The sequence below is a fragment of the Alienimonas sp. DA493 genome (assembly GCF_043951915.1).
Classification (GTDB): domain Bacteria; phylum Planctomycetota; class Planctomycetia; order Planctomycetales; family Planctomycetaceae; genus Alienimonas.
The window spans coordinates 1-9,913 of sequence record NZ_JBINJD010000184.1 but is presented as its reverse complement, the minus strand read 5'-3'; the positions used below and the strand labels follow the sequence as shown (position 1 = coordinate 9,913).

General features: G+C 75.3%; 12 protein-coding genes. 1 reads left to right on the top strand and 11 read right to left on the bottom strand.

The genetic code is table 11. The features are described 5' to 3' along the window. A partial coding sequence (locus tag ACG2DA_RS19850; RefSeq protein ID WP_395258053.1) for a hypothetical protein occupies positions 1-411 on the top strand: 411 nt, incomplete at its 5' end. 277 nt (positions 412-688) lie between these two features. Here ACG2DA_RS19850 and ACG2DA_RS19845 read toward each other — a convergent pair. From ACG2DA_RS19845 to ACG2DA_RS19795, 11 genes are all read right to left on the bottom strand, one after another. Beyond that, complete coding sequence (locus ACG2DA_RS19845; RefSeq protein ID WP_395258051.1) at positions 689-997, bottom strand: hypothetical protein; 309 nt, start codon at positions 995-997, stop codon at positions 689-691. 1,197 nt (positions 998-2,194) lie between these two features. Further along, the gene (locus tag ACG2DA_RS19840) at positions 2,195-3,001 is read right to left on the bottom strand and encodes a hypothetical protein (protein WP_395258050.1); all 807 of its coding nucleotides are present in this window, start codon (positions 2,999-3,001) and stop codon (positions 2,195-2,197) included. Positions 3,002-3,658: 657 nt separating this feature from the next. Further along, entirely contained in the window at positions 3,659-3,826 is a 168-nt protein-coding gene (locus tag ACG2DA_RS19835) for a hypothetical protein (protein WP_395258048.1), read from the bottom strand. 114 nt (positions 3,827-3,940) lie between these two features. After that, positions 3,941-4,363 (bottom strand): hypothetical protein, encoded by a 423-nt coding sequence (locus ACG2DA_RS19830; protein ID WP_395258047.1) that lies wholly within the window; start codon positions 4,361-4,363, stop codon positions 3,941-3,943. Between the two features lie 49 nt (positions 4,364-4,412). Then, positions 4,413-5,825: a hypothetical protein gene (locus ACG2DA_RS19825; protein ID WP_395258045.1), complete on the bottom strand. Its 1,413-nt coding sequence runs from the start codon at positions 5,823-5,825 to the stop codon at positions 4,413-4,415. A gap of 93 nt (positions 5,826-5,918) precedes the next feature. Then, positions 5,919-6,125 carry a hypothetical protein gene (locus ACG2DA_RS19820; RefSeq protein ID WP_395258043.1) on the bottom strand — a complete coding sequence of 69 codons (207 nt, stop codon included), beginning with the start codon at positions 6,123-6,125 and terminating at the stop codon, positions 5,919-5,921. 107 nt (positions 6,126-6,232) lie between these two features. Further along, positions 6,233-6,493, bottom strand: coding sequence for a hypothetical protein (locus ACG2DA_RS19815; RefSeq protein WP_395258042.1), 261 nt, complete (start codon positions 6,491-6,493; stop codon positions 6,233-6,235). Next, positions 6,490-7,530 carry a hypothetical protein gene (locus tag ACG2DA_RS19810; RefSeq protein ID WP_395258040.1) on the bottom strand — a complete coding sequence of 347 codons (1,041 nt, stop codon included), beginning with the start codon at positions 7,528-7,530 and terminating at the stop codon, positions 6,490-6,492. The genes ACG2DA_RS19815 and ACG2DA_RS19810 overlap by 4 nt, the downstream gene beginning before the upstream one ends. Positions 7,531-7,617: 87 nt before the next feature. After that, entirely contained in the window at positions 7,618-9,147 is a 1,530-nt protein-coding gene (locus ACG2DA_RS19805) for an ATP-binding protein (RefSeq protein WP_395258038.1), read from the bottom strand. A 57-nt stretch (positions 9,148-9,204) separates the two neighbouring features. Beyond that, on the bottom strand, positions 9,205-9,399 hold the full coding sequence (locus ACG2DA_RS19800) for a DUF2997 domain-containing protein (protein WP_395258036.1): 195 nt from the start codon (positions 9,397-9,399) through the stop codon (positions 9,205-9,207). Between the two features lies 1 nt (position 9,400). Next, positions 9,401-9,811, bottom strand: a complete 411-nt coding sequence (locus ACG2DA_RS19795) for a DUF1257 domain-containing protein (RefSeq protein ID WP_395258034.1) — start codon at positions 9,809-9,811, stop codon at positions 9,401-9,403. Between the last annotated feature and the right edge of the window lie 102 nt (positions 9,812-9,913).

Genomic DNA, 9,913 nt, shown 5'->3' with positions numbered 1-9,913 from the left:
GGCCTCCCGGAGGACCGGCCTCGCGGGCAGGGCGACCCCCTCGAGCGGATCGCCGGCGACGAGCGGATCCGGCCCCGCTTCCCCGGGCCGATCCGGCCCGTCCGCTTCCGAGACCGCCGCGGCGCCTTCCGGTCCGGCTACGACGTGGTCGAGATCCGCGCGTTCTGCGGGGCCGTCGTCGACGCGCTCTCGGCCGCCGCGGGCGGCCCGGTCGAGGACCGCGTCCTCTTCGACGGGTGCGCGAGGATCCTCGAGGCGACGGCGCCGGACGGGCCGCCGGCCCCCTCCCCGGAAGCGGGGGAAGCGGTGCTGACCCTGACGCCCGAACGCCCGCCGGCCTTTCGCCTCGCCTGTCGCCTCCGTTTTTGGGACCGCGTCCCGTCCCGCTGGGGCCCCGGCGGGCGGGGGTGAGACGCGGCGGCTCGTGTGGGGCGTCCGCGACTCGGCGACCGGAGACGCGTTCGCGAGTCCTCCGAGCGGGCCCGCCGGCCCGTATGGGGGAACCGGGTTCCGCGTCGTCGGTTTCGTCAATCAGGTCGTCGTCCGCCCCGGCGGCCGCGGGGCCGTCGCCGGGCCGGCGGGGAAGACGCCGCGCTCCCTCCCGGCCGCGTTCCCCCCGGTTCTCCTCCGCGGGAACGCGTCCGTCGGGATCCGCCGGCGTCCCGCCCGCGACCGCCGCCGGGACGCCTCACCCGGGTCGGACGGCGAACGTCGGGGACGTGGGCCTCCCCTCCGGAGCCCCGTCCGGCGTCCGTGCCGCCGTCAGGGCGGCGTGGGCGAGCATCGACAGCGTCACGTGCCGGTTCCAGCCGTCCCAGCTCCGCACCTCGTACCCGTCCAGCCCCGCGTCCCGCCGGGCCCCCCGCAGGCAGGCCCGCAGCGCCCCGACCCCGCCGGCGACCGCGGCCAGCATCGACAGCGGCGTGCCTTCCGGCGATTTGGAGAGGAAGTACGCCGGCCCGGCGCCGCCGTCCCCGCCCGCGCGGACCAACGGCATCCCCCGCCGCGTCGGCTCGCCGTGCGGCAGCGCCGCCCAGCGGCACCGCGTCCCCCTCGTCGTCCGTCATCTCGGGTTCCTTCACGGCGGGATTCGCTCCGCCCCGACGTCATCCGCCGGCGCGGCGAAGCGCAATAGTAGGCGACCCGGGCGGAGTCTGACCCAGGGCGTCGTCGACGGCCGTGGATTGATCGCCCACCGTCGCGGCCCGGCCGGAGCGGTCCCACGCCCTAAAAAAAGGGTCGGGGGGGTCGACAGGGTCCAGAACGTGGCGATCCAAGGGTGCGGCGTTGTGCCGCGCGTCACAGCGGGTGCGCTCTCAGGGCGCGCACAAACTCGACCGTGGGGATCTCCCGCGGCGGCAGCCCCCCTTCCACGGCGTCGGTTCGCCCCGGGAGCGTCCCGGGCGGCGGGGAGCGGCGCCGACGGGCCTGCGGGTTTCGTGACGACCGTGAGTCGCCGCGGGGCCGGGCGGCGACCGGATCACGTCGCCGGGACGCCGCAGCCGGACCGACGTCCAAAATTCGAGCGGCCGACGGCGAACGTCCGAAGTTTCGGACGTCCGGATTTCCGGAGACGGACATCGCTCGGAGAGCCGTCATGGCATCCGGCGGGGCGGCCGCCCGGAACCGCCCGGGTGCGAGGACGGACTGTCCGGCCGCCGAATCCCGTGACCGCTCCGCCCGGCCCGCCGGACGACCCGCAGTCCCGGCCGCCCGACGGCGTCGACGGCCGCCACCGGGGGGGCTCCCGGGACCGGCCCTCCCCACTGCCCCGTCTCCCGTACGAGGATCTCGTGACCCAAGGAGCGGACGGAGTCGGCCGTCGGCCGTCTCGCCCGCCCCCGAGTCGCCTCCCGGGCCCCCAAGCCGAAGCCGGTGCGAACCGGCAGGGCCGGTAGGCGTCGGTCCGGTTCCGAAGGTCCGCCTCGCCGGTTTTCGTCAGGTCCGTGGACGACCGGCGCTCATCTACCGCCGAGCGGATGCCCCCCATTGCGTCCCGGGGAGCCCGGACCGCTTTGGGCCGAGACCGCTTCGCGGCGCCCGGCGGGCTCGCCGCACCTCCCCGCGAACGTCCCCGAAACGGCAGGCGGCGGCCCCGGCGACGCCGCCCGGGGCGGGGGACCGGCCCGCCCGCAGATTCTGCTCGACGTCCCTCCCGCGTCCGGCCCGAACGCGGCGGCCGCCGCCGCCCAGATCAGCCGCGGGTCCGCACGTACCCCGGCGCCGCCGGGATCGAGGGGGCGACGACCCGAACCGTGCCCCGTTCGCGCCCTTCGCCGTCGACGACCGGCAGCGGCCGGTCGAGCGTCCAAAGGGGGAGGACGCCGTGCAGGTACGCCCCGACCTCCCGCTGCCAGTGCGGCCCGCCCCGGAAGTGGTCGGGGAAGGTCGTGTCGCCGGTGAAGCCCAGCAGCATGAGGACCGCGGCGCAGCCGCGGGAGGCCGCCTCGCAGGCGTATGCGAGGCGGCTCACGAGGTGATAATGACGCTCGGTCGGAAATCGAACCATCAAGCGGTTCAGGACGTTGAGCCGGCGCTCAGCCTCCTTGATAGGCTTTCGGATCCGTCGGGCGTTCTCGCGGGACCGGTCCGAATCTTCCGGCTCGGACATCCCCTTCTCCGGGCGAAACTCGGAAGCGTGGGCCTTCGCGTCGACGAGGAGCAGCCCGGGCCGGGCGACCGGCGCCCCGCCGCCGACGGGTTCCAAGACCGCGAGGAGGTCCCACACCGGGCCGCGGGCGGCCCCCTCCCGGTGGCGAACCCACCACGTCGGCTCTAGCGCCGGGAGCGGCGGCCCGACCTCCCCGAGGTAGTCCTCCAGTTCGTACTCGGTTACGTCCCTGCCCCGGCCGGCCGGGCGGAAGTGCGGCTCGGCGGCCGGCCGCAGGCCCGTCCCCCTCAGGGCACTCGTGAGGGAGTTCCTCCCGCGCGCGTCCTCCAGCAAGTCGAGGACGTGCGTCCGGCTGCCGCGCTCGTACCGCTCGGCAAGGGTTCGCTTCATGTCTTATCTTCGTTCACGTGGGGGTCTTCGGAGGCCGCGGACGGCGGGTTCGTCGATGACGATCGCGAGGTCTCCGCCGGGGCGGCGGACGCGGAGGGCCTGCGCCCCATGGCGTCTCGTTCGGCGGGGCCGGACCTCAAATGACGGCCCTCCGGGTTCGACCGGAACTAATTTGCCCGACCCGGGGACCCCTCGGCTCAGACCGGGTCGAATCGCGTCCGGGCCAGGTTCGTCGACACGTCGTCCGCCGCCGAAACCGCGGCTCTGCGGGAACTGTAATGGTCTGTTGTGCAGTAATTAAAGGCGCGGGGCGCCGCGGGCCGCAAGAGGATCAAAAATTCATCCGAGGCCTGCGGGGAGCGACGTCTCCGGGCCGCGCGGGGCGGCGTATGGGCGGGCCGCATTTCAGATTCGAGCCGCTCGTCGGACGGCGTCCGCCATGTCCGAAACTTCGGACGCACCCGGAGGCCGCGTCCGAAATTCCGGACGTTCGCGGCGGGAGGCTAGGCGAGCCGCGGCGCCCGGCAGACTGCGGACGTCGGCTTGACGCGGGTCGCCCGCAACCCTCCGCACGATTTCGCATATAAGCCGCTCACCTAAAAAGAAGCCCCCCGCACGTGCGGGGAGCCGGCCGCCGGCGAACCGGCGGGGGGGACGTCACCGGTCGCCGCGGAGGCCGCGGCCCAGCGGACCGGTCGCCAGGCCGACGGCGGCCAGGGCGACCGCGGAACGGCAGACGACGCGGGCGGCGGGACGGAGGAGGGCCAGGGCCAGACCGACGGCGGGGCGGTCGAGTGAGGGGGGCGAGGGGACGAACAGGGACATAAGGTTCTTTCGAGTCGCTGGAGAAGGGGGAATGGGGATCGGCGGGGACGGGACGACCCGCGGCCGCCCCCGCCGGGACGGCCGCGGGGGGGGCGGGAGAAAAGACGAGGTGGGTCAGCGGCCGCCGGCCCGCTCTTTGAGGCCGTCGATCAGGCCGCTGGCCTGCCGGCGGGAGAGGGCGGCGGCGTCGGTGACGCCGAGCCGCCGCAGCTCGGCGGCCAGGTCCGCCCCCGCCCGCCGGGCGAAGGCGTGCAGGGCCCGTACCTGCTTCGGCGTGCTCGGCGGGTCCGCCGGGGGCCGGGACGCCGGCGCCTCCGGGAGGCGGGCGGGTTCGCCGTCCTCGGGCCCGGCGACGCCCAGCTCGGCGTCGACGGCCTGCCGGACGACGCCGAAGCAGCCGCGGATCTGACGCCGCAGCTTCTCGGGGTCCTTCAGCAGCTCGGCGGAGAGCTCCACCTCCAGGTGGACCTGGGCCCCGCGGCTGCCGTAGTCCGGCTGGCCGATCTTGCGGCTCAGGCCGCAATTCATCTTCAACATGACGGAGACCTCCTGTGGGTGAGGGGAAAGGGGGGACGGGAGCGAGCAGCTACGCGGCGAGGCCGCCGAGCCGCTTGAGGCCGTCGAGGGCGGTGGCGACGGCCCGGTCCCGCTTCTTCAGCTTCCGCAGGTCCGCGGCGAGGGCGCGGGCCTGGGAGGCGGCCTCGGACAGGGTCGCGGTCAGGGCGGCCGCCCGGTCGAGGAGGGCCTCGGGGTCGGCGGCGGGGGCGTCTTGCTGGGAACGGGGCATCTCGGGGGCGGGGTCGGGGGAACGAAACGGGACGGTCGCCGGGGCGGCGGGCGCGGGGGCCTCGGCGGTCAGCCGGACGGCCCCGCTGGCGGCGACGGCGTCGCCGGCGAGGGTGGCGAAGACGACGGTGGTCCCGCCGTCCCCGGCCGCGTCGCACCGGACCGGCTCCTCCGGCCCGTGCAGAGCGATCCGGTCGCAGCCGGCGGCGAGGGCTCGGGCGAGGAACCGCCGGTCGGCGACCGCGACCGCCCCGCCCCTGACCTCCGAATACGCCGTCGCCAACTCCACCGCCGCGGCGCCTTCCTCGGCGGCCCGAACCAGGAAGACGCCGTCCCGCACCTCCAACGTGACGGGGCGGCGGGAGTCGCCGGCGCCCGGCAGGCGGTCCAGCCGGTCGGCGAGGAACGCCGCGTCGGCCTCGGAGAGAACGACGGACGCCTTCCCCCCGCCGGCGGGCACCACTCGATCGAGGTCCGGGAAGCGGGCGTCCCGGGCCTCCGGCGTCCACAGCGTCCAGTCGCCGGCGGACAGAACCACGAGCGGAACCTTCGGCCCGTCCGTCACCCTCGCCACGCGAACCTCCTCGTCCTTCAACGGCGAGCAGCCCAGGGCGTGCGAGGCCGGCAACAGGACGGGCTCGTCCCACGGGAAGGCGAACCCGCGGGCGATCAGCAGGCAGTGGCTGTCGGTCGCTTCGACCCGGCCCGCGTGCGGGTCCAGCCGCACGCAGCCGAGGGCGTAGCGGGTCGACTCGGCATCGGTGACGGCGACGGCCTGCCGCAGGGCCGCGGCGAAGTCCTCGCCGGGATCATGCTCCGCCTCGACAGACGGCACGTCGAAATGGGCCGCCCGGTCGCGGTCGGCCTTCTCCAGCGTCCCGCGGGCGGACTGGGGCACGCCCTTCTCCTCCCAGTTGGCGACGACGGCCGTGCCGCCGTCGGCGCCGGCGAGGGAGACGTCGCCGGCCTTCGCGGCGCCGGCCTCGGCCAGCAGGCCGAACGGCAGGACGAGGTCCGCCGGCGGGCGGTCCCCGGGAAGGCCGAGGCTGACGCCCCGGCCGTCCGGGGCGACGGCGGTGAGGCGGGTTCCGCCCTCCTCGGCGGCATGGAGGCGGATCGGCGGGCCGGCGTCGCGGCCCTTCAGGGACAGATGTTTCTTGAGGACGAGCCGGAAGCCGTGCAGCGTCCGGCGGGGCAGGATGAGCGGGGGCATCGGGCCTCCTGGGGTTCGGGAAAGTGGGGTGAAGGAAGAAGGCCGGCGGCGGGGATCAGCCCGCCGCCGGTCGCGGGGCCGGCGGTCGCCGGCTCAGTGGAAGGCGACTTTGCCGCGGCCGCAGCGGGCCGGGTTCGTCCGCCGCCGGGCCTGCTCGGCGTCCCAGTCGATGGGGCCGAGGTCGTCGTCGGGGTGGGCGAACGCCGTCGGGCCGTCCAACTGGAAGCCGAGGCGGGCGATGGCGCCGACGCTCTCGCCGGTGGCCGCGGCGATCCGGCGGTTCAGTTCGTGCTGGGGCATCGTCGAAAACTCCTGTTCGTGAGGGGGGAGGTGGGGAAAGGAAGAGCGGCGGACCGGCGCGTGGCCGGCCCGCCGCTCAGGGGGAAGACGTTGATGGGTCCGCGCGGTCAGCCCGGCGGGGAAAGGCGGTGCCGCGTGAGCCAGTCGGCCTCGGCGGCGAGGGCGGCGCTGCGGAGGGGGAACGGCCCGAGCGTCGGCCCGCCGCTGGGGGAGAGGTCCGCGGTCCACCCGCCGCCGGGGGCGGGCTCGACATGGCTGGCCCGGACGACGGAGGCGGCGCCGAGGGCGGCGGCGTCGATCAGCTCGCCGTAGAGGCCCTGAGCGACGCCGTCGGGGCGAATGAACAGCTCCTGCACGGCGCCGCTCATCGCGGGCTCCGCAGCACGCGGCGCCGCGGGGCGTCGCTGACGAGCGGGTCGAGGGCCTCGGCCACGCCGGCCAGTCCCTCCCGCACGCGGTCCTGCAACCAACCGACGCCGGTCGAGGCCCGCAGATCGGCGGGGTCCACGCCCCGCATCAGGCCCTCCGCTTCGGCGGCGACGGCGTCGAGTTCGGCGTTGCCGCCGACGTTCAGACGGCGGAACCGGGCGAAGAACTCGGTGAGGTTCTCCACGGCGGAGTCGCGGAACACCCGCGGGCCGCCGTTCTCGCCGCCGGTCAGGCGTTCCCGCAGGTGTTCGACCAACTGGGCCAGTTCCTGCGCGAACGCCTGCTCGGCCAACTGGACCGCCTGTTCGAACCGCTGGCGGACGCGGTCGCACTCCTGCCGGTACAGGCGGGGCGAGAGGCGCCGCAGGTAGTCCGGGGGCTCCACGGCGGGCAGGTCCCACGACAGGCCGAACAGCGGGGCCAGGCTCGGCGGGTAGTCGGCGGGATCGAACAGGTCGCCCAGCCGGCGGCGGGCCCGGGAGACCAGTTCGTCCCGGCAGCGGTCGACTTCGGCCGCAGCGTCCGCCAACTCCGCTTGCAGGTCGCCCATCCGTCGCTCGAAGGCCGGCAGGTCGGTCCGGGGCAGCAGGCGGACGCCGGCCTCCGGGTACGGCAGCGAACTGCTCTTCCAGTGCGACACGGCGGCGTGCCGCACCTTGGCCGCGGCCCTGAGAGCCGGATGTTTCGTATCCAGCAGCTTCTTACTTGCGGACAGCGAACCGGACTCGGCGTCGAAGGGGCTGGCGGCCTCGTCCTTCTGCTCGGCGGACAGCGTCCGACGCAGGCCGGGCCAGGAGACGTGCAGCCGCACGGCCGCGGCGTCGCCCCGCAGACGGTCGGCGGGGTCCCGTTCCCGGTGGTCCCGCTCCTCGTCGACGATCGTGACCTCGGCGGCGCCGCAGTCGGTCTCGGCGTCGGACAGGTCGGGGTCGTCGGTCGTTCGGGCCCGCCGGGGCGGGCCGACTAGCAGGGGCATGGGCTTGTTTCTCGGGTGGGGGAAACGAAAACGCCCCGGCGGACTGCCGGGGCGTGTGAAAGCGGGGACGCCGGACAGGGGCGGCGATCAGTTCAACGCGAAGTTCTGCTTCGCCGGCCGACTCGTCCGCCGGCGGGGGGCGTCGGGGCCGCGGTCGCCGCCGGGGCGGAACGCGCCGCCGGCCTCGGCGTCGAGGCAGCGGCCGCTCGCCCACCGCCGCAGCCGGTCCAGCGACTCGGCCCCGGAGACGGAGACCGGCACCACGTGCGTGGCCGCCTCCGCCAGGCTCACGCCCAGCAGGGCGCTCAGCCGGCAGCAGGATTCGATCTCCGCCCCGGTCCAGCCGGCGTCGGCGGACGCGGCGTCGCCGGCGGCGATCCCGTACCGCTCGCGGTAGGTCTCCCAGACGCCCGCCCGCTGGTCGGAGCCGGGCAGGTCGAGGAAGAAGGTCGCATCGAACCGCCCGCTGCGGGTCAACTCCGGCGGCAGCTTCGAGGCGTCGTTGGCGGTGCAGACGACGAACACCCCCGCCGGCCGATCCGCCAGCCAACTCAGCAGCGTCCCCAGCAGCCGGGACGAGACCCCGGAGTCGTGGGCCCCGCCGGACGTCCCGGCCAAGGCCCGCTCGACCTCGTCCACGAAGCAGATCACCGGGGCCATGGCTTCGATCGTCGCCAACGCCCGGCGGGTGTTCTCCTCGGTGGCGCCGACGAGGCCCGCCATCAGCGCCCCCACGTCCAGCGTGAGGGTGGGCCGACCGACCTCCGCCCCGAGGGCCTTGGCGAACGTCGATTTGCCGACGCCGCCGGGACCGAGGAGGAGCACGCCCTTGGCCTCGGCCCGCGGCGAGCCGTTCGTCAGGGCGGTCCGGCAGAAGGCCTTCAGGGCGGCCATGCCGCCGAGGGCGTCGAAACCGGGGCCGCCGCGGTGCAGCGTCAGCGGACCGCCCGCGGCAAGCTGCTTCGCCTTGAGCTCCCACAGCGGCCCGGGGTCCAGCCGACCGTGCCGCACGAGGCTGAGGGCGAAGGCGTTCTCCGCCTCGCCGCGGGTCAGGCCCGCCGCCGCGTCCAGCACGGGGGCGAGCGGGTCGGGCAGTTCGCCCTCCTCGGTGGCGACGCCCTTCGCCACGGCCTCCAGCTCGGCCCGGGAGGGCAACGGGCAGTCGAGCACGGCGAAGTCCCGGGACAACTCCGGCGGCAACTCGCCGGTCGGCTGAACGAGGATCAGGTGCGTGCGGCGGGTTTTGCCCGCCGCCAACGCCGACCGGACCGCGGCCAGCAGTTCCGGACTGTTGAAGTACCGATGGACGTGCACCATCGCCAGCAACGATGGCGTCTCGCCGTCGCCGGACTGCGGCAGGGCCTTCACCGCGGCGAGCGGGTCGGCGGGGCCGTCCTCGCCGCCGTCGGCGGTCCAGATCGCGAGATTCCAGCCCCGCTCCCGGCAGAGGGCGCCAAGGTCCCGGAGAACCTCCTCGGGTTCGGGACCGACGGCCAGCACGCCCGGGAAGGCGGCCGCGATCAGCTCCGAAAGTCGCTCAGTCAGTCCGGGGGGCGTGCCGGGGGCGGCATTGTCTGCGGGTTCGGGTGGGGACGGACCCTGCGGTCGACGCGGCATCGGCGTCTCCTTGATGTGGGAGTGGGTTGTGAAAGAAGGGGGGCCGGGCGGCGGGCGTCAGGCCCGCTGCTCGACCGACTGGGCGACCGGGGCGGCCGCGTGGTACTCCGGCGTCCGCCGCTCGGCGGTTCTGGCGCCGAGGGCGTCCTCGTAGGGCTGGCTGGCCGCCCGGCAGGACGGGCCGGCGAGGCCTTTCGTCTCGACGGACGTTTCCCCGGCGGGGGTGACGGTGATCTCGATGCGGGGGGACATCTCAGGCGGCCCCCGCAGCGGCGAGGTACTGGGGGACGCCGAAGCCGGCGGCCCCGGCGGTGACGGTCAGCTTCACAGAACCGTCGGGGAGAGCGGTCTCCGCAATGCGATGGCCGCGGGCTTGGGCCTGGAGCTTCGTCTTCTCCACGGCGTAGGCCTGCAGCAGGCGGCCGACGAAGGACTCGTCGCCCCAGCGGCCCTCGTAGGTGTCGTGGTACAGGTCGCCGGTCTCCGTGTCGCAGACGATCGGGTAGACGAACCCCGGCGGGCGGACCGCGAGGCCGGTCTGCACGCTGCGATCGAAGAACGTGACGGTCTCCGTCTGCGGGGGCGGCAGTTTCAGCCGGTCGCAGGCCGCTGCGAGGGCGGCGGGGTCCGTCGCCTTGGCGGCGACGGTGACGATGTGGCTCATGCGGGGGCCTCCGGGTTGGGGTGAGGGACGGGGAGCGGTCAGCGGCCGCCGCGGGGCGGCGGCTCGCGGGCCGGGTCGGGCGGGGCCGCGGCGCGGCCGGCG

What these genes read in the sequence shown, in the direction of transcription:
- ACG2DA_RS19800 (WP_395258036.1), bottom strand. Translation starts at nt 9,399, where the DNA reads ATGTCCCCCCGCATCGAGATCACCGTCACCCCCGCCGGGGAAACGTCC.
- ACG2DA_RS19845 (WP_395258051.1), bottom strand. Translation starts at nt 997, where the DNA reads ATGCCGTTGGTCCGCGCGGGCGGGGACGGCGGCGCCGGGCCGGCGTAC.
- ACG2DA_RS19805 (WP_395258038.1), bottom strand. Translation starts at nt 9,147, where the DNA reads ATGCCGCGTCGACCGCAGGGTCCGTCCCCACCCGAACCCGCAGACAAT.
- ACG2DA_RS19810 (WP_395258040.1), bottom strand. Translation starts at nt 7,530, where the DNA reads ATGCCCCTGCTAGTCGGCCCGCCCCGGCGGGCCCGAACGACCGACGAC.
- ACG2DA_RS19825 (WP_395258045.1), bottom strand. Translation starts at nt 5,825, where the DNA reads ATGCCCCCGCTCATCCTGCCCCGCCGGACGCTGCACGGCTTCCGGCTC.
- ACG2DA_RS19820 (WP_395258043.1), bottom strand. Translation starts at nt 6,125, where the DNA reads ATGCCCCAGCACGAACTGAACCGCCGGATCGCCGCGGCCACCGGCGAG.
- ACG2DA_RS19840 (WP_395258050.1), bottom strand. Translation starts at nt 3,001, where the DNA reads ATGAAGCGAACCCTTGCCGAGCGGTACGAGCGCGGCAGCCGGACGCAC.
- ACG2DA_RS19815 (WP_395258042.1), bottom strand. Translation starts at nt 6,493, where the DNA reads ATGAGCGGCGCCGTGCAGGAGCTGTTCATTCGCCCCGACGGCGTCGCT.
- ACG2DA_RS19835 (WP_395258048.1), bottom strand. Translation starts at nt 3,826, where the DNA reads ATGTCCCTGTTCGTCCCCTCGCCCCCCTCACTCGACCGCCCCGCCGTC.
- ACG2DA_RS19830 (WP_395258047.1), bottom strand. Translation starts at nt 4,363, where the DNA reads ATGTTGAAGATGAATTGCGGCCTGAGCCGCAAGATCGGCCAGCCGGAC.
- ACG2DA_RS19795 (WP_395258034.1), bottom strand. Translation starts at nt 9,811, where the DNA reads ATGAGCCACATCGTCACCGTCGCCGCCAAGGCGACGGACCCCGCCGCC.